16 protein-coding genes are annotated in these 17,656 nt (G+C 64.9%); 3 read left to right on the top strand and 13 right to left on the bottom strand.

Features of this window, described 5'->3' with window-relative positions; translation table 11 throughout:
* Positions 1-69 precede the first annotated feature (69 nt).
* The 8 genes from AC25Z0_RS08560 to AC25Z0_RS08595 all read right to left on the bottom strand — a co-directional run bounded on the left by AC25Z0_RS08560 (position 70) and on the right by AC25Z0_RS08595 (position 9,651).
* Complete coding sequence (locus AC25Z0_RS08560; RefSeq protein ID WP_488132897.1) at positions 70-1,113, bottom strand: isopenicillin N synthase family dioxygenase; 1,044 nt, start codon at positions 1,111-1,113, stop codon at positions 70-72.
* A 131-nt stretch (positions 1,114-1,244) separates the two neighbouring features.
* Entirely contained in the window at positions 1,245-2,930 is a 1,686-nt protein-coding gene (gene purH / locus AC25Z0_RS08565; RefSeq protein WP_488132898.1) for a bifunctional phosphoribosylaminoimidazolecarboxamide formyltransferase/IMP cyclohydrolase, read from the bottom strand.
* Positions 2,927-3,520, bottom strand: coding sequence for a phosphoribosylglycinamide formyltransferase (gene purN / locus AC25Z0_RS08570; RefSeq protein ID WP_488132899.1), 594 nt, complete (start codon positions 3,518-3,520; stop codon positions 2,927-2,929). Before purN ends, purH begins: the two co-directional genes overlap by 4 nt.
* Positions 3,521-3,565: 45 nt before the next feature.
* The gene (locus AC25Z0_RS08575) at positions 3,566-4,876 is read right to left on the bottom strand and encodes a cell division protein PerM (protein ID WP_488132900.1); all 1,311 of its coding nucleotides are present in this window, start codon (positions 4,874-4,876) and stop codon (positions 3,566-3,568) included.
* Between the two features lie 117 nt (positions 4,877-4,993).
* Entirely contained in the window at positions 4,994-5,881 is an 888-nt protein-coding gene (sucD, locus tag AC25Z0_RS08580) for a succinate--CoA ligase subunit alpha (protein WP_488120654.1), read from the bottom strand.
* A 13-nt stretch (positions 5,882-5,894) separates the two neighbouring features.
* Positions 5,895-7,064 (bottom strand): ADP-forming succinate--CoA ligase subunit beta, encoded by a 1,170-nt coding sequence (gene sucC / locus AC25Z0_RS08585; RefSeq protein WP_488120653.1) that lies wholly within the window; start codon positions 7,062-7,064, stop codon positions 5,895-5,897.
* Positions 7,065-7,228: 164 nt separating this feature from the next.
* Complete coding sequence (locus tag AC25Z0_RS08590; RefSeq protein ID WP_488132901.1) at positions 7,229-8,941, bottom strand: long-chain-fatty-acid--CoA ligase; 1,713 nt, start codon at positions 8,939-8,941, stop codon at positions 7,229-7,231.
* Positions 8,942-9,012: 71 nt separating this feature from the next.
* Entirely contained in the window at positions 9,013-9,651 is a 639-nt protein-coding gene (locus AC25Z0_RS08595; protein ID WP_488120651.1) for an NADPH-dependent F420 reductase, read from the bottom strand.
* Between the two features lie 110 nt (positions 9,652-9,761).
* Between AC25Z0_RS08595 and AC25Z0_RS08600 the strand changes: the two genes are divergently transcribed.
* The gene (locus tag AC25Z0_RS08600) at positions 9,762-10,262 is read left to right on the top strand and encodes a MarR family winged helix-turn-helix transcriptional regulator (protein WP_488132902.1); all 501 of its coding nucleotides are present in this window, start codon (positions 9,762-9,764) and stop codon (positions 10,260-10,262) included.
* Between the two features lie 6 nt (positions 10,263-10,268).
* Here AC25Z0_RS08600 and AC25Z0_RS08605 read toward each other — a convergent pair whose 3' ends face one another.
* The 4 genes from AC25Z0_RS08605 to AC25Z0_RS08620 all read right to left on the bottom strand — a co-directional run bounded on the left by AC25Z0_RS08605 (position 10,269) and on the right by AC25Z0_RS08620 (position 15,306).
* Positions 10,269-10,448 (bottom strand): hypothetical protein, encoded by a 180-nt coding sequence (locus tag AC25Z0_RS08605; RefSeq protein WP_488120649.1) that lies wholly within the window; start codon positions 10,446-10,448, stop codon positions 10,269-10,271.
* 131 nt (positions 10,449-10,579) lie between these two features.
* On the bottom strand, positions 10,580-11,731 hold the full coding sequence (locus AC25Z0_RS08610) for an FUSC family protein (protein ID WP_488132903.1): 1,152 nt from the start codon (positions 11,729-11,731) through the stop codon (positions 10,580-10,582).
* On the bottom strand, positions 11,731-14,199 hold the full coding sequence (locus AC25Z0_RS08615; protein WP_488132904.1) for an ATP-dependent helicase: 2,469 nt from the start codon (positions 14,197-14,199) through the stop codon (positions 11,731-11,733). The genes AC25Z0_RS08610 and AC25Z0_RS08615 overlap by 1 nt, the downstream gene beginning before the upstream one ends.
* A gap of 75 nt (positions 14,200-14,274) precedes the next feature.
* Entirely contained in the window at positions 14,275-15,306 is a 1,032-nt protein-coding gene (locus tag AC25Z0_RS08620; RefSeq protein WP_488132905.1) for a glycerophosphodiester phosphodiesterase family protein, read from the bottom strand.
* A gap of 38 nt (positions 15,307-15,344) precedes the next feature.
* Between AC25Z0_RS08620 and AC25Z0_RS08625 the strand changes: the two genes are divergently transcribed.
* Together AC25Z0_RS08625 and AC25Z0_RS08630 are read left to right on the top strand one after the other, a co-directional pair.
* Complete coding sequence (locus AC25Z0_RS08625) at positions 15,345-15,854, top strand: hypothetical protein (protein WP_488132906.1); 510 nt, start codon at positions 15,345-15,347, stop codon at positions 15,852-15,854.
* Positions 15,855-15,916: 62 nt separating this feature from the next.
* Positions 15,917-16,720 carry a Bax inhibitor-1/YccA family protein gene (locus tag AC25Z0_RS08630; RefSeq protein WP_488132907.1) on the top strand — a complete coding sequence of 268 codons (804 nt, stop codon included), beginning with the start codon at positions 15,917-15,919 and terminating at the stop codon, positions 16,718-16,720.
* Positions 16,721-16,895: 175 nt separating this feature from the next.
* Here the strand turns inward: AC25Z0_RS08630 and AC25Z0_RS08635 are convergent, their stop codons facing one another.
* Positions 16,896-17,630 carry an alpha/beta fold hydrolase gene (locus AC25Z0_RS08635; protein WP_488120643.1) on the bottom strand — a complete coding sequence of 245 codons (735 nt, stop codon included), beginning with the start codon at positions 17,628-17,630 and terminating at the stop codon, positions 16,896-16,898.
* Positions 17,631-17,656: the final 26 nt, after the last annotated feature.

Raw genomic sequence — 17,656 nt, forward strand, 5'->3', positions numbered from 1 at the left:
GCACGGAGCGGATGACCGCAAGCACTTTTTCGCGCTCGGATCCACCGGAGTGCCCCCGAACCCGACGACCTACTTTGCCAGGTCCCGCTGCTTCACCAGATCGCGCTGCTTCACCAGGTCGCTGTGGTGAACCTCGGCCACATTCGGGTGTGCGCGCAGACGGTAGCGCAGCGCGTTGTCGCCATACGTCTCCAGGATCGGGCTGTTCGTCGGGTCGACGGACAGACCACGCGTCTGGGCCTCCAGCTCTGGCGAGAGCTCGAGGCGGGGCATGGTCGCATCAAGCGCCGGGTTGAAGAAGAACGGGATGGAGATTCTGTCGTCACCGAGCAGCGGGGAGATCACCCGGTGCAGTGTCGCCTTGAGGTAGCCGTGAGTAGCCAGCTCGAGCATCTCTCCGATGTTCACCACGAACGCCCCGGGAACCGAGGGCGCCTCGATCCACTCGCCGTCGTGCTCAACCTGCAGGCCGCCCTTGCCTGGCTCGACGAGCAGCAGTGTCAGCACTCCGCCGTCGCGGTGGGCACCGACGCCCTGCTTCGGCTCCGGGTTGGACTCCCCCGGATAGCGCACGATCTTGGTCAACGAGAACGGATGCGTTGCGAAGCCCGCATCGAACACGTCCTCAGGGGCGCCGAGAGAGACCGCCCATGCCCGCAGGAGGCGGAGTGCGAGCGTGTTCAGCTCGTCATTCCAGCGCACGGCGACCTCGCGTAGTTCGGGGAGGGCATCCGGCCAGAGGTTCGGGCCTTCGAGCCGCCAGTAGTCGGCCACTCCTGACCCCGGCGGGACGGTCTCGCGCTCGACGCCGATGTCGATCTGTTCGCGCCAGTCGATGTCACCGTGAGTGAGCTCCCCGCCCACACGCGTGTAGCCGCGGAACTGCGGGCTGTTGACGTTTTCGATCGCCAGCTTCGCTTCGGCCGGAAGCTCGAAGAAACGTCGCGACACCGCGAGGAGTTCGTCGATCAGTTCTTGATCGACGCCGTGGCCGACCAGATAGAAGAATCCGACCTCGTGGGTGACGCGACGAAGTTCTGCGCGAAATGCGTCGGCCTCAGCGGGTCCGGCGTCGAGGCGGGAGAGATCGAGAATGGGGAGCGAGGACAGCATGCTGCCATTCTGGCAGCGCGAGAATGACTCGAGAGGCATGTTACGACGCATCCGCGACATCGTTTCGAATTCGACACAGAACGGGTGAACCGGGCCCCGAAAAGCCCGTGTTCACCCGCTGTGTTGCGGTCCTAGTGGAAGAAGTGACGCTCTCCCGTGAAGTACATGGCGACGCCGGCTGCGGTGGCCGCGGCGATGACCTCTTCATCGCGCACAGACCCACCGGGCTGTACGACAGCCTTCACACCGGCGTCGAGCAGCACCTGCAGGCCGTCGGCGAACGGGAAGAACGCGTCTGAGGCTGCAACGGATCCCGCTGCACGCTCGCCGGCGCGGCTCACCGCGAGGTGGCAGGAGTCGACCCGGTTGACCTGGCCCATGCCAACACCGACGGATGCCCCGTCGTGCGCCAGCAGGATGGCGTTCGACTTCACAGAGCGGCACGCCTTCCAGGCGAACTCGAGGTCGGCGCGGGTGGCCGCGTCCACCTCCTCGCCGGAGACGAGGGTCCAGTCGGCGGAGGAGAACTCCTCGAACGTGTCGGCTTCCTGCACGAGCAGGCCACCGGAGATCTGGCGCAGCTCAAGCGATGAGCGACGGAATCCATCTGGCAGCTCAAGCAGGCGGATGTTCTTCTTGGCGCTCAGCAGCTCGAAGGCTTCCTGCTCGAATCCAGGAGCGACCAGCACCTCGGTGAAGATGGTGCTGACGGTCTCTGCCATCGCGAGGGTCACGGTGCGGTTGGCCGCGATGACGCCGCCGTATGCCGACACAGGGTCGCAGGCGTGCGCCCTGCGGTGCGCATCCGCGATGGCGTCAGCAGCACCCTCGCTCGACACGGCGATGCCGCACGGGTTGGCGTGCTTGATGATCGCAACGGCCGGCTGGTCGAAGTCGTATGCGGCACGCACAGCGGCATCCGCGTCAACGTAGTTGTTGTACGACATTTCCTTGCCGTGCAGCACGTCGGCCTGCGCGATGCCGGCGCCGCCCTCACCGAGGTAGAGCGCCGCAGCCTGGTGCGAGTTCTCGCCGTAGCGCAGCACAGAGCCGCGCTCGGCTTCGATCACGAGGGTGTCTGGGAAAGCGGATTCAGAGTCGAGGTTGTCAGCGGTGGTCCCGAGCAACGCGTCGAACTGTTCCAGGATGTCGTCGGCGAGCGACTCGTTGTCGTCCTGCCACTGGTCATAGACGTTCTCGGTGAACCAGGCTGAGACGCTGAGGTCGTAGCTGGCGGTGTGCTCGAAGGCCAGGGAAGCGAACTTCTGGCGGAGCTTCAGGGTGGTGCCGCCGGCCGTGACGGCAGCGATGAGCTCGTCGTAATTGGCCGGGTCGACCAGGATTGCGACGTTGGCGTGGTTCTTGGCCGAGGCGCGAACGAGGGCTGGGCCGCCGATGTCGATCTGTTCGATGACGTCGGCGGGGGCAGCACCAGACTCAACGGTCTCCACGAACGGGTACAGGTTCACGACGACGAGCTCGAACGGCGCGATCGACAGGTCTGCCAGCTGGTTCTCGTGCGCTTCGAGGCGCAGGTCGGCCAGGATGCCGGCGTGTACAGACGGGTGCAGCGTCTTGACGCGTCCGTCGAGGGATTCGGGGAAACCGGTGACGGCTGACACATCCGTCACCTCGAAGCCGGCAGCGCGGATGGTGGCCGCCGTCGATCCGGTCGAGACGATCTCGACGCCGGAGCCTGCCAGCGCGGTGGCGAGCTCAACGAGGCCGGTCTTGTCGCTCACGGAGATCAGGGCGCGCCTCACGGGCACGAGATCGCGCTCACGGTAAAGGCTCTGCGGGGTGGTGTGGCCGCTCATGCGTGTGAAAGCTCCTTGAGGTTGACGTGTCCGGTGGCGATGTCGAGTACGGCCTGAACCAACAGGCGGCGTTCGACGGGTTTGATGCGGTCGTGGAGGGAGCTCTCGGTGTCTCCGGGCAAGACGGGCACCCGCTCCTGGGAGATGATCGGCCCAGCGTCAACGCCGGAGTCGACGACGATGAGGCTGGCTCCGGTTTCGGTGACGCCGGCGGCGATGGCGTCGCGCACGCCGTGGGCGCCGGGGAATTCAGGCAGGTAGGCAGGGTGCGTGTTGATCAGGTTCGGCGACAGCGCGTCAACGACGGCGGCGGGCAGCAGCCGCATGAGGCCGCTCAGGATGACGACGTCCGGTGTCCATGTCTGGATCTGTGCCAGCAGCTCCTCGCCCCAGGCTTCGCGGCTGGGGTAAGCGGAGTACGGCACGGCGAAGGTCGGGATACCGAACTCCTCGCCGAGCGCGAGGCCATCAGCGTTGCGGTCGGCGCCAATGGCGACGATCCTGGCGGGGAAATCAGCGTCCCTTGACGCCTCGAGCAGGGCGCGGAGGTTGGAACCGCCGCCGGAGATGAGCACAACCAGTGAGAGCACGTGACTGAGTTTATCCCGCGGTTTATCCCGCACGGGACGCTGCCCCTATTTGTGAACGGATGCCGCGCGAGCGGATGCCGTCAGCGGCAGCTTCCGGCCGCCGACCAGCATTCCGGCGACGGCGCCGATCCCGGTCTCCACGAAGGCGAGCGCGCCGACAATCAGCGGTGCAGGCCCGATCTCTGCGAGCTGCCCAGGTCCCATCGCACCGGCCGACCACCAGGCGAGCAGGCCGATCAGCACGCCGGCGACGAGGCCCATGGCCACACCGGAGAGCACGAACTCCCTGGTGCGAGACGCCGAGGCCGCCGAGGGGCCGGGCTCCGGCATCCGCTGCCTGATCAACACGGCGCAGACGAAGCCGGCGAGCACGGGAACGAGCAGCCCGAGAAAGCCCATGGCCGGGCTCCCCTGCGGCAGCGCGCCCAGGATGGGCAGGCCAGGCACCGTGCCGAGCACCGTTCCGACGGGTGACACGCTGGTGCCGACACCGACGGCGATACCGGGACCAATGAGCCAGGCGACAGCCCAGAACACCAGGTTGGGGATGAGTGCGAGCTGGGCAAGGGTGATGACGATGCCGCCCATGATGCCGGCCTGCAGCGTTTCGTAGAGGCTGATGATGGTGGCGTAATTCACGACGATGAGCACCGCGACGATGACGCCGGCCACGGCGACGACGGCAGCGACAACGGCGGTTCCGCCGCGGAGCGCCGCAGCGATGATGGCCCGCGCTTCACTCGGGAGCCGCAGGTACTGCGCTTCAACGGCCTCGGTGAGCCGGGAGATGAGGCCGTCGTCGTCACTCACAGACTGTCGGCGGCCGAGCTCTGAGCCGATGACCACGCCGAGCGCATAGATCGCGGTTGGCAGAACGATGCCCTGCACGAGCGCTGGCGTCACCGCGGCAGCCCCCGCAGACAGCGTGAGCAGGGTGGCCAGGATGCCGTAGGCCACGATCGCGGCGGTGACTCCCACGGTGCGGTGCGCGGATTCAGCGGCGCGAGTTCCGGTGCGAACGCCCAGCAGCACGGCGAGCGTGGCAAAGCCGAGCAAGGCCATCGTGAGTTCGAACGGGGCCTCTGCTCCGGGCACGCCGAGGGCCGCCACCATGACGGGGTCGAGAGTCACCGTGAGGTCGACGCCGTTGCCGAGCAGCCAGATGTCGACGGCAGCGCGCCAGAAGACCAGCCAGTCCACCGCGAGGTCGAAGTGGGTGGCCCACAGGATGGTGAGCGGAACCAGCGCGATGCCGACGCCGATAGCGACGACGATCACCGCCTCGAGTGCGGCAAGCATCGCGGTCGTTGTGCGGTTCATGGGCTGGTTCGTCGCCTGGTTCATCTGCTGGTTCATCGGCTTTTGAGCCTACCTGCCGACAACAGCGAAGGGCCCACCGACAAGCGGTGAGCCCTTCATGCGGATGCCGATTATCGGCATCCGGTCATGCAGTGGTTCTGCAGTTCTGCAGCCCTACAGGCTGGCGAGAACCTCGCGCAGCAGCGTTGCGGTCTCGCTCGGCGTCTTGCCGACCTTGACGCCTGCAGCCTCGAGGGCTTCCTTCTTGCCCTGGGCGGTTCCGGCTCCGTCGGAGACGATGGCGCCGGCGTGGCCCATGGTCTTTCCTTCGGGAGCGGTGAACCCTGCCACGTAGCCGACGACCGGCTTGGTGACGTGCGCCTTGATGTAGTCGGCGGCCTTCTCTTCAGCGTCGCCGCCGATTTCACCGATCATGACGATGGCGAGGGTCTCCGGGTCGTTCTCGAATGCTTCGAGAGCGTCGATGTGCGTGGTGCCGATGATGGGGTCGCCACCGATACCGATCGCGGTCGAGAAGCCGAGGTCGCGCAGTTCATACATCATCTGGTAGGTCAGGGTGCCCGACTTCGAGACGAGGCCGATGGGGCCCTTGCCGGTGATGGTCGCCGGGGTGATGCCGACGAGCGCTTCACCCGGCGTGATGATGCCGGGGCAGTTCGGGCCGATGATGCGGGTCTTGTTGCCCTTGGCCTTGTTGTATGCCCAGAACTCAGCAGAGTCCTGCACGGGAACGCCCTCAGTGATGATGACGAGCAGCGGGATCTCGGCGTCGATGGCTTCGATCACGGCATCCTTGGTGAAGGCCGGCGGAACGAACGCGATGGAGACATCCGCGCCGGTCTTCTCGATGGCCTCTGCAACCGTGCCGAAGACGGGCAGCTCGACGTCGCCGTGTACGACACTGGTGCCGGCCTTGCGAGCGTTGACGCCGCCAACGACCTGGGTGCCGGCCTTCAGCATGAGGGCGGTGTGCTTGGTGCCCTCACCGCCGGTGATGCCCTGCACGATGACCTTGGAGTCTTTGTTGAGGAAGATTGACATATTCGAAAATCCCTTACTTCGCGGCGTTGGCGAGTTCGGCGGCCTTGTCGGCGCCCTCGTCCATGGTGGCGGCCAGTGTGACAAGCGGGTGGTTCGCCTCGGCGAGGATGCGACGGCCCTCTTCGACGTTGTTGCCATCGAGGCGCACGACGAGCGGCTTGTTCGCAGCGGAGCCGAGCTCGGCGAGTGCGCCGACGATGCCCTTGGCAACGGCGTCGCAGGCGGTGATGCCGCCGAAGACGTTGACGAACACGCTCTTGACCTGCGGGTCGCCGAGGATGACGTCGAGACCGGCAGCCATGACCTCGGCGGATGCTCCGCCGCCGATGTCGAGGAAGTTGGCCGGCTTCACGCCGCCGTGGTTCTCGCCGGCGTATGCGACGACATCGAGTGTCGACATGACGAGGCCTGCACCGTTTCCGATGACACCCACCTCACCGTCGAGCTTGACGTAGTTGAGGTCGTTCTCCTTGGCCTTCGCCTCGAGTGGGTCTGCTGCTGCAGCGTCTTCGAGTGCGGCGTGCTTCGGGTGGCGGAAGTCAGCGTTCTCGTCGAGGGTGACCTTGCCGTCGAGGGCGATGATGTCGCCCTCTTCGGTGAGAACGAGCGGGTTGACCTCGACGAGCGTCGCGTCCTCACCCTTGTAGACGTTGTACAGCTGCACGAAAACGGGTGCAACCTTTTCAACGAGCTCTGCGGGGAACTTCGCGGCGATCGCGATCGCACGGGCCGTGTCCAGATCGATTCCGGTGTTCGGGTCGATCGACGTGTACGCGAGGGCCTCAGGCTTCTCAACGGCGAGCACCTCGATCTCGACGCCACCCTCGTAGCTGGCGAGCGAGAGGTATGAGCGGTTCGACCGGTCGAGCAGCACCGAGAAGTAGAACTCCTGCGCGATGCGTGCGCCACCGGCGACCATGACGCGGTTGACGGTGTGACCCTTGATGTCGAGTCCGAGAATGGCGCGGCCTGCTGCCTCTGCCTCATCGGGAGTCTTGGCGACCTTGACGCCGCCGGCCTTGCCGCGACCGCCGACCTTGACCTGGGCCTTGACGACCACAACGCCGCCGAGCTTCTCGGCCGCTGCGCGCACCTCCTCAGGAGTGTCCGCGATGATGCCCGGAAGAACCGGGACTCCATACTGTTCAAACAGGTCTCTGGCCTGGTATTCGTAAAGATCCACGCTGCTCTTCCAATCCGCGTCTTAGCGTTCGTGCATGGGTGAGGTTGATGTGGGCGAGCGAATGACGTCGAAACTAGCTCGATATCAAGACAACTGACCCTGAAGAACTCTACCGCCTGATCGCGACGTGAAACGGTCACGCTCACGCTGATGCCCGGCCGCCGTTAGGAGGCCGGGCTGGCGGCGGGCGCTGCCGCTGCCGGGAACTGCTCACGCACCACCCGGCGTAACGTCTTCCCGATCAGGGATTTCGGCAGCTCATCCACCTGCACGATGCGCCTCGGCACCTTGTACGCCGCCAGTCGCTCGCGGAGGAAATCACGGAGCGCCTGTTCATCGAAGTGTGCGCCGGCAGCCAGCTGCACCGCGGCGACCACATCTTCGCCGCCATTCGGGCTCGGAAGTCCGACGACGGCGGCATCGAGCACCCCTGTGGCATGGCGGAGCGCGTCCTCAACTTCGGACGGCGACACGTTGAAGCCACCGGTGATGATGAGCTCTTTGATGCGGTCAACGATGGTGAAGAAGCCGTCATGGTCCATGGTGGCGATGTCACCGGTGCGGAACCAGTCGCCGTCCACGAACACGGCGGCCGTCTCCTCTGGCTTCTGGAAGTAGCCGCGGAAAACCTGCGGGCCGCGCACGATGAGTTCGCCTTCGGCGCCGGAGGCGACATCCTGAGTGGGGTTCGCCGGATCGACGATGCGCGCCTCTGTCCCTGGCACAGGAAGTCCAACGGTGCCGGTCTTGCGGCCATCGCTGACCGGATTGACCATCAGCACCGGTGACGTCTCAGACAGCCCGTAGCCTTCGACGAGGTAGCCGCCGCTCTGGAACTCCCAGGGATCCACGATGGATGTCGGCAGGTTCATGGCACCAGAGATCGAGATGCTGATGCCCTCAAGCGACACGCCCTTCTCAAGCGCCCGCGCCGCGAGTCGTGCGTAGATCGGGGGGACGGCGGGCAGGAACGTCGGCGGATGCTTCTTGATGGCCTTGAGCACCAGGTCTGCGTCGAACTTCGGGAAGAGCACGAGCGTCGCGCCCATGCTCAGGGCGAAGGTGAGGCAGAGGGTGAGCCCATAGGCATGGAACATGGGAAGCACCGCGTACACGACGCAATTGCCGCGCTCGATGGCAGGCACCCATGCTCGCGACTGCGCCGCGTTGGCGGTGAGGTTGCCGTGCGTGAGTTCTGCGCCCTTCGGTCGGCTGATGGTGCCGCTGGTGTACTGGATCACGGCCAGATCGGCCTGTGCAGGGGAGATATGGTCAGGGTCGAGCAGCGGACTCGCGACGATCGCCGACCACGCCGTGGCTCCGCTGGTGCGCGCGGTGAGCGCATTCCTCGACTCACGGGCCTTCCGCACGGGAAGCAGCAGCGCCGCACGCGTGGCGAGCGACATGCCCTTGGTGATGTCAACGGAGATGATGGTTGGCACGCCGATGTCGTCTGTCATGTCCTGCAGGGTCGGCACAACCTTGTCCCAGGCGATGGCGAATTGTGCGCCATGGTCTTCGAACTGGTGGCGAAGCTCACGCGGCGTGTACAGCGGATTGTGCTCGACGACTATCGCGCCGAGGCGCAGCACCGCATAGAACGCCACAACGTGCTCCGGGCAGTTCGGCAGGATGAGGGCGACGGGGTCTCCCCGCTTCACGCCCAGCAGGCGAAGCCCCTCTGCCGCGCGGTTGATCCGCTCACCGAGTTCGGCATAGGTCACGGTGCCGCCGAAGAACTCGAGGGCCACCCTGGTCGGGAACTGGGTGACGGATGCCTCCACCAGGTCGATCAGGGATCCTTCGGGGGCGATGAACTCGGTCGGGACGCTCGGGGCGTAGTGGGCCAACCAGGGCTGTGCGGCTTCAATAGTCACCGGTCAACTCTAAGTGGGCAGACAGGTACACGCCGCGCAGCCCCGATGAGCTGCGCGGCGCCGGAATATGCCTAGACCAGAATGTTGAGTCCGGTGTTCCAGTTGAAGGTGTCGAAAGCCGGGTTGGCCTGCAGCGTCATGATGACGAACTGGATGCCTTCGAGCTCGCGAGCGCGGCGGAGCGGGCCGACTTCGATCGGTCGGAGTCCGGCATCCGCCACGAACGCGGCAACGGCGTTCGACGCCTCGGTGGAGTCTGAGGCGATGAAAACGTCGAGCGGCACACCGGCGACCGTGCCGCCGGCGAGCGACCCGGCGAAAGTGGTGTTGAAGGCCTTGACCACGGTGGACTCCGGGATCAGGGCTGCGATCTCTTCGGCTGCCGAACTGCCCGGTGCCACAACAAGAGAGTCGAACGTCTCGAAGTTGACCGGGTTCGAGATGTCAATGACAGTCTTGCCTGCGAGCACCTGGCGCTCTGCACCCGCAACCTCCTTCGCGGCATCGAACGGCAGGGCGAGAACGACGAGAGCACCGGAGATCTCGGAGCCGAGCTGCCCGGCCGTCACGGCAGAACCGAGCTCGCTGGCGAGCGCTGCTGCCTTGGCCGCGTCGCGGTCGAGGATCTGCAGGCTGCGCCCAGCTGCCACGGCGCGCGTTCCGATGCCGCGGGCCATGTTGCCGCTGCCGATGATGGTGATGTCAGTCATGAGTGCTCCTTCGGAGGAATTGTGTGTCACCTGGTGCTATTAGTTGAAGCGACAACTAAAAAGCTACCCCGCTTTACTTGAAGCGTCAAGTTAAATGTTAGAATGGCGTCATGACCGAGACTCGATGGCTCAACGACGATGAACGCCAGGCATGGCTGCGCCTGATGGCCGTCACCATGCTGCTGCCGAGCCGACTTGAAGCTGAGCTGAAGCGCGACTCCGGACTCACACACTTCGAGTACTACGTGCTCGCGATGATTTCGGAGAGCCCGCGCCGCTCCGCACCGCTGACGAGTGTGGCGGCGAAGACCAATTCCTCGCTGTCTCGGCTGTCGCACGTGATTTCCCGCCTGGAGAAGAGCGGCTACCTCACCCGCAGCGCGTCATCCACCGACGGGCGCACGTCGATCGCCACCCTGACGGATGCCGGCTGGCAGAAAGTGGTCGACAGTGCGCCAGGCCACGTCGAGGAAGTCCGTTCGCTGGTCTTCGACTCGCTCACGCCAGTTCAGGTGACGCAACTCAACGACATCTGCGCGCGCCTACTGACCACCCTCGACCCCGATCATCGACTGCTCGGCATTGAGAGTGATGAGCTGACGCCGCAGTAGCAAACGCTAGACATCCGGGTCGTTCAAGGCTTCGACAGGGCGATCGTCTGCGTCGACCTTCACCTCGTCAAATTCCGGATCCTCCTCATCGAGGGCGGCAAGCGCCTCATCGACTTCCCGTTGCTCATCGATGCCATCACTGCCAGCGTCTGTGACGCGTGGCCAGAGTTCCTCATCCTTAACCATGAATCCGCCCTCCTCTAATGAGTTGGTGAGTCGTGACTGGGTCGTTCGTGGTCGGTGCTGCCAACGCTACGCTCAGCCCCATCGGCTCACAAGGTCACAGATGAGACACAAATGACCTATTCAGGCTGCGGTCAGGATGCCGGGGTCGCGCCCGCCGCAACGGGCTTCGCCGGCGGGAACAGCCACCGGGCGAGCAGCACCAGACCGATGGCGATCGCGCCGCCCAGCGCCGTTTCAACCGCGCGATCGACGAGCAGCCCGGTCACCGGCACGGGAGCCGCCAGGTGCGCAACGGTGAGTGCCAAAGGCGTGATGAACAGCAGCGCGGCCCCATAGTGACGCCCGACGAGGATCTCTGCACCGAATTGGCTGACGATGATCACGGCAACCAGAACACCGACCGGCGGGCCCGGGAACAACACCAGGCCCGTCACAATCACACCGAGACAGGTGCCGACAATGCGGTGAATGGCCCGCACGATGGAGTGCGCAGCCCCTGGGGGTGGGATAACCGCCACCACGCTGACCACCGCCCAGTACGGATGTCCGATTCCCACGGCCATAGCGAGCCAACCGGCCAGCAGGGCTCCGACGACGTTCTGCACAATGGCCAGCCACACGCGCCGGTCACGGAATGCGCCGAAGCGGAGGTCTCTGCCCTCCTTGAGCGGCTTGAAGACGGCTTCTGTTCGGTCGCCGGAGAGTCGACGCAACCACCACCCAGACATCGTGACCAGCCAAGCGAAGGCCGCCGCGGCAACCGCGACCGCAAGTCGAACCACGACCTCATCGGCGGGGGTCGGCGACTGGGCACAGACCACATAGGCGAACACGAAGAAGATCGGGGTGGGGGGAAACAGCCCGCCGACCGCACTGACCAGCAGGCCGCCGGCGATCACGACAACCAAGCCGAGCACCAGCATGATGAGCGGCGCGTTCGTGACCGCCATCAGGATGCCGAGAGCGATGCAGACGAGGAGGGATACCGCACCGATTGTGACCGTGCGCATCCGTACCCGATACCGCTCCGTCCGACCGTACAGCGCCGTCATGGCACCGAACGATGCATACGCAATCCAGTCGATGTGCCCGATCGCCACAAGCACGATGAGGGGAAGCGCGACGGCGAGCGCGGCGCGTGACGCCACCTCGAGATCGAGTGCGCGCAACGACCGAAGCCAGTCGCGCAGGCTCTCTGGTTTGGCCGGCTGTGAGAGCTCTGGCTTGGCTGGCTGCGCGCCAGACTCCTCTGCCGCTGACCCGGGCTGAGGTCCGACGGCCATTAGATCTTCTCGATCGGTGCGATCTTGATCAGGAGCTTCTTTGCGCCCGCGGTGTCGAACTGTACGTGCGCGATGCGCTTGGTCCCATCACCGGTCACCTGGTTCACGCGCCCCTCGCCGAAATCGACGTGACGGATGCGGTCCCCGGCTTCCAGGGTGAGGTCGCCGTTGTCGCGCACCTGTGCGGTCACCCGGTTTGCCCACTCCGTCTTCGGCTTGGGCGATGGCGGCAGGCTCTGCTGGCCGTCGTATTGGTTGCCCCCACTGCGACTGCCGAAGCCGCCGTTGAATCCAGGCCTGGCATTCAGCGCGCGCGGCTGGGTGCCGCCACGTGAGTTCGCCATGCCTGGCGACTGGCGCCATTCGATGAGGTTGGCTGGGATCTCCTGCAGGTAGCGACTCGGCATCGCAACGTTGACGTCGCCGAACTGCGCACGCGTCATGGCCAGCGACAGGTAGAGGCGCTTGCGGGCCCTGGTGATTCCCACGTAGAAGAGACGACGCTCTTCGGCGGGGCCACCGGGTTCGCTGGCCGACATCTGGTGCGGGAGAAGGCCTTCTTCGATGCCGGTGAGGAACACCGCATCGTATTCAAGGCCCTTGGCCGTGTGCAGCGTCATGAGCGACACGGTGCCGGAAGCATCGTCGAGGTCATCCGCTGCGGCGACGAGGGAGACCTGGGTGAGGAAGTCGACCAGGCCGGCATCCGGATTCTCGCGGTTGAAGTCCTTGGTCTGCGCGACGAGTTCTTCGATGTTCTCTGCACGCGCTTCGTCTTGCGGGTCGCGACTGCTGCGCAGCACGGTGAGCAGGGTGCTCTGCTCAAGCAGGAACACCAGTACGTCGGAGACGCTCGAGACGCCGGCCGGGTTTTCTGGGTCGAGCATGAGCGCGGCCTCGTCGAGCAGGCGGGCCAGCTGCAGGATCGCTCCTGTCACCTTCGGGCCGAGCCCGAGGGACGCGGCGTTGCGCATTGCCTGTCGGTAGCTGATGCCGTTGTCTTCGGCGAAGCTGCCGATCTGGGTTTCTGTCGCAGGCCCGATGCCGCGCTTGGGCGTGTTCAGGATGCGGCGAAGCGCCAGCTCGTCTTGTGGGTTCGCCACGGCAATGAGGTAGGCGAGGGCATCCTTGATCTCGGCGCGCTCGTAGAACTTGGTGCCGCCCACGACGCGGTATGGCACGGCGGCGCGCACGAGGATCTCTTCGAGTGCACGCGTCTGGGCGTTGGTTCGATAGAACACGGCCATGTCACGGTATGCCATGCCGCCCTGGTGCAGCACTTCGATCTCGTCTGCGACGAACTGCGCCTCATCGTGCCCTGAGTACCCCGTGTAGCCGACGATCTTCTCGCCGTCGCCGTCTGCGGTCCACAGCTTCTTGTCTTTGCGGTCGAAGTTGTTGCCGATGACGGCGTTCGCCGCGGAGAGGATGTTCTGGGTCGACCGGTAGTTCTGCTCGAGCAGCACCACCTTGGCCCCTGGGAAGTCGCGTTCGAATTCGCTGATGTTGCGGATGTCGGCGCCACGGAAAGCGTAAATGGACTGGTCTGAGTCACCGACGACGGTGAGCGAGGCGCCTGGAATGGCGCCGGTGGCATCCTGCACATTGCGCACGTGCAGGCCCTGGGATTCGAGTTCTTCTGCCAGGTCTGGCTCCACAGGGCGAGTGAGCTCACGCACGAGCGAGTACTGCGCGTGGTTGGTGTCCTGGTATTCGTCGACCAGCACGTGGCGGAACCGGCGCCTGTACAGCGCGGCGACGCGCGGGAAGGCGCGGAACAGGTAGACGGTCTCGCCGATGAGGTCGTCGAAGTCGAGCGCGCTAGCGGCACGAAGGCGCTGCGTGTACTGCCGGAAGATCTCGACGAACATGACCTCTTGCGGGTCGCTCATGTTGGCGTCGCGAGAGTATGCGTCGGCGTCGATCAGTTCGTTCTTCAGCTTGGAGATCTTGGATGACGCACTGGCCGGGGTGAAGCCGAGGGTGTCGGCGTCGAGCGACTTGATGATGCGCTTCAGGGTGATCCTGGTGTCTGAGGAGTCGTAGATGCTGAACGTGCTGCTGAGCCCGGCCTTCTCTGCTTCCTGGCGCAGGATGCGAACGCAGGCGGAGTGGAACGTGGAAATCCACATGCCACGGGCGCTCTGCCCCACCAGGCTCTCGACCCGCTCGCGCATTTCCGCTGCAGCCTTGTTGGTGAACGTGATGGCGAGGATCTGGCTCGGCCAGGCTTCGCGGCTCTCGAGCAGGCTGGCCACGCGGCGGGTGAGCACGCTGGTCTTGCCAGAGCCGGCCCCAGCGATGATGAGCAGCGCTGGCCCGCGGTACTGCACGGCAACGAGCTGTTGCGGGTTCAGTCCGTCGAGCAGCGAACTCCCGTTGTAGTCGCGCCCCTGTTCGCCCACGATGATGGGCGCGCCCACGACCTGCGTTGCGGTGGATTCGTCAGGGTTAGAGAGCGTCGTCATATCGTCTTCAATTCTAGGCGCTGCCACTGACAGCCAGCCGAGGACGCTGGGCGCGGCTGCAGCCCCCGATTCGGCTCACTCCCCGAGCTCGTCGCGCACCGTCACAGCAAGGTCGGGATAGTCGGCGAATACGCCGTCGATGCCCGTCGACATGATGGTGCGGAACTCGCCCTGCCAGTTGCCGAAGTTCGCACGCACCGTGCCCTGCCTGAACGACTTCGCCAGATATTTGTTCTCTGGGCGCAGCATCCAACAGTAGATTTCCAGGCCGGCGGCATGGGCGTCGTCGACGAGCTCCGAAGCCCCAGTCACGGTGTGCTCTTCGTCCTCCTGCAGGATGAGCGATTTGTCCACGCTGACACCGTCGACCTGTCCGGCGAGGGAATACAGCCCCTCCTTCGTCAACGATGCCGAGTAGTCGGCGGCAGCGGCAGCACCTCGCGCACTGACCTCGTCGAAGGGGGCACCGGATGCCTCGATCAGGTAGATTCGTTTGGCTGTGATGCCGCGGTCGTCGATCGCTGTGAGCACCGTGCGTTCGAAGCTCTCCACGATCAGCCGTCCGTCACCGGTATCCCACCCGGCGCGCCGCACCTCATCGACGAACAGTTCGTCGAGGGGCAGCCCGATCGAGTCGAAATACGTGGCGTGCTTGATCTCCGCCACGATTCCCCGCCACAACCCGCTCGACTCCCCTGCGGCATCGACGATATCGAACAGGTCGCGGAGCCTCAGCAACGGGAACAGCCCGTCGAACGTCGCGCTGGAATGGCGGACAGCAGGGAGGCGTTCCCTGGCCCTGAGGGTACTGAGCTCTGCCCAGGTGAAGTCTTCGGTGAACCAGCCGGTCTGTGTGACACCGTCAATGCTCTTCGTGGCACGTCGGTCGGCGAATTCGGGCCGGGAGGCGACATCCGTTGTGCCTGAGATCTCGTTCTCGTGCCGAATCACCAGCACACCATCCTTGGTCGCCACCAGGTCTGGTTCAACGGCGTCGGCGCCGAGGGCGAATGCCAGGTCGTATGCGGCGCGGGTGTGCTCAGGGCGATAGCCGGGGGCGCCACGGTGGCCGATGACGAGGGGAAGCGAGAGTGGGTGCCGGGGCATGAGTCCAAGATATCCGTGCGACTGCCAGAATTGATGCAATGACTACCGTGACCCAGCCGACGACTACTGTCCAGCCTGTGCTGGACAGACGTCGCGTCCGCTTCTGGGTGGGCCTGTCCCTGATTCTCATCGGCGTCGGCCTCTCCAACCTGATGAGCTCATACACGCTCGCGCTGCTCGGTATCGGCCCGTTCGTGCAGCTCATCGGCTGGCTCGTCATGCCGGGCGCGCTTTGGCGGCGACTGATCGTGCTGCTCCCCTGCCTGCTGGCCGGCCTCGTGCTGCGGGCCGGCCCCGACTTCGCCGGCGCATTCACCGTGCTCCTGGCCGGATGGCTGCTGGTACGACATCGGCCGCTGCTGAGCTACGTCACTCTGATACTCCCGATCATGGCGAGTTTCGTGTTCAAAGCCACCCTCGACTCCTATTCGCTCAGCTGGGTCATGCTGCTCTTCGGTTCACTCGTGACGATCGCCGCAGCATGGGCCGGCTGGTGGCTGGCAACTATTCGGCGAATACCCAGAAAATCTGTAAGGACTCTCAGGTAGATTGGTCGTGCGCGCTGACTACGGTGCGTACATACCCCAGCTGTTTGTGAGCAGAGGAAACCATGGCACTCGACAATCCCGCATTCTCGCGCAATCCCGCGTTCAACTCCTCGTCGGCATCGACGGTGGCCACGGTGTCTGCAGCGGAACTGCAGGACATCTACAACCGCCCGGCCGCGAATTCGTCTGACACCGACCGCATGACGGTTGAAGACACCGTTGTGAAGTCGGCGCTCACCTTCGTGGTGCTGCTCGCCGGCGCCGCCCTCGGCTGGATCTTCGCGTCTCCCGGCATCATGATCGTCGCCGGCATCATCGGCTTCGTCCTTGCCATGGTCAACATCTTCAAGAAGGAACCGTCACCGGCGCTCATCCTGGCCTACTCGGCCGCCCAGGGTGTTTTCGTCGGCGGTATCTCCGCCATCTACGAGGCTGCTTTCGACGGCATCGTGATCCAGGCTGTGCTCGCCACCCTCGTGGTCGTCGGAGTCACGCTCGCACTATTCGCGAGCGGCAAGATCCGTGCCTCCAAGAAGGCCACCAAGGTCTTCCTGATCGCCATCGTCGGCTACCTGGTGTTCTCGCTGGTCAACTTCGGCCTCAGCGCATTCGGCGCCATCGACAACCCGTTCGGCCTGCGCGGCGCCGAGTTCCTCGGAACTGGCATCCCGTTCGGCCTGATCCTCGGCGTATTCGTCGTCATCATGGCCGCGTACTCACTGGTGCTCGACTTCGACTACATCCAGCGCGGCGTGCAGAACCGCGCCCCTCGCAAGTACGGCTGGAGCGGTGCCTTCGGCATCATGGTCACCGTCATCTGGCTGTACCTCGAGATCCTGCGCATGTTCGCCATCGCGCGCGACTAGCACGCAGCACAGCGTTACCGAAGGGCCGGTCTGGTACAGACCGGCCCTTCGTCATTCTCCCCAGAGGGTGAGGAAGGCCACCAGCAGTGAGATGCGCTCGGCGAGCGCTGCGCGGGTCATACGCAGCCGCGCGGGTAGTACAGCTCCCGCGCAGCTGCGCACCTGCAGCGCAGCGCTAAACCGGCACGCCCACAGCGGCGACGGCCGCGAGGATTGCGTCGATGGTGACCGATGGTTGCGACACCATTGAGACGTGCGAGGCCGCCACTTCAGTGATGGTCGCTCCGGCGCGCTCTGCCATGCTGCGCTGGGTTGCCGGCGGAATCACCTTGTCTTCGGTGCCGACTACCGCCCAACTGGGAATGGTCTTCCACGCGGGTGCGGCAGAGGGTGACGTGTTGGCGCTGAGGGTGATCGGTCGCTGAGTTGCGACGATGAGGCTACGGTCTGCCTCTGCGAGGTCTTGCGCGAAGGAGTTATGCACAGTGGCGGGCTTGAGGAATGCTTCGGCGTCGCCCTCTGGCGCGCCGGGATACCCGACAACGTCGAGGACGGTGGTGGGATCGGGAACGGCGAGCGCCGATCCGGAGCCGCCGAGGATTTGAAAGACGAACTCGCCTTCATCGGGGATGAACGCATCCACATACACGAGCGCACGCACGTCTCCGCCGTTGGCCGCGGCATTGGTGATGACGAACCCGCCGTAGGAGTGGCCAACGAGCACCACAGGGCCGACCGTGCGTTGGCTGAGGAATGACGCGATGTAGGCGGCGTCAGAGGCGACACCACGCAACAGGTTCGGCGGAGCAAAGACCGTGAAGCCCTGGTTCTGCAGTTCGGTTGCAACGGCGTTCCAACTAGACGCGTCGGCCCACGCTCCGTGGACGAGAACGATCGTAGGTTTGGTCACAGCGGTGCCTTTCTATCCGGGATAGC

It is taken from the genome of Leifsonia sp. Y862, assembly GCF_057669585.1.

Excerpts from the sequence above, each read along its gene's own strand:
- AC25Z0_RS08630 (WP_488132907.1), top strand. The coding sequence starts at position 15,917 with ATGGCACTCGACAATCCCGCATTCTCGCGCAATCCCGCGTTCAACTCC.
- sucD (WP_488120654.1), bottom strand. The coding sequence starts at position 5,881 with ATGTCAATCTTCCTCAACAAAGACTCCAAGGTCATCGTGCAGGGCATC.
- AC25Z0_RS08620 (WP_488132905.1), bottom strand. The coding sequence starts at position 15,306 with ATGCCCCGGCACCCACTCTCGCTTCCCCTCGTCATCGGCCACCGTGGC.
- purH (WP_488132898.1), bottom strand. The coding sequence starts at position 2,930 with ATGAGCGGCCACACCACCCCGCAGAGCCTTTACCGTGAGCGCGATCTC.
- AC25Z0_RS08575 (WP_488132900.1), bottom strand. The coding sequence starts at position 4,876 with ATGAACCAGCAGATGAACCAGGCGACGAACCAGCCCATGAACCGCACA.
- AC25Z0_RS08610 (WP_488132903.1), bottom strand. The coding sequence starts at position 11,731 with ATGGCCGTCGGACCTCAGCCCGGGTCAGCGGCAGAGGAGTCTGGCGCG.
- AC25Z0_RS08560 (WP_488132897.1), bottom strand. The coding sequence starts at position 1,113 with ATGCTGTCCTCGCTCCCCATTCTCGATCTCTCCCGCCTCGACGCCGGA.
- AC25Z0_RS08605 (WP_488120649.1), bottom strand. The coding sequence starts at position 10,448 with ATGGTTAAGGATGAGGAACTCTGGCCACGCGTCACAGACGCTGGCAGT.
- AC25Z0_RS08600 (WP_488132902.1), top strand. The coding sequence starts at position 9,762 with ATGACCGAGACTCGATGGCTCAACGACGATGAACGCCAGGCATGGCTG.
- AC25Z0_RS08625 (WP_488132906.1), top strand. The coding sequence starts at position 15,345 with ATGACTACCGTGACCCAGCCGACGACTACTGTCCAGCCTGTGCTGGAC.
- AC25Z0_RS08595 (WP_488120651.1), bottom strand. The coding sequence starts at position 9,651 with ATGACTGACATCACCATCATCGGCAGCGGCAACATGGCCCGCGGCATC.
- AC25Z0_RS08615 (WP_488132904.1), bottom strand. The coding sequence starts at position 14,199 with ATGACGACGCTCTCTAACCCTGACGAATCCACCGCAACGCAGGTCGTG.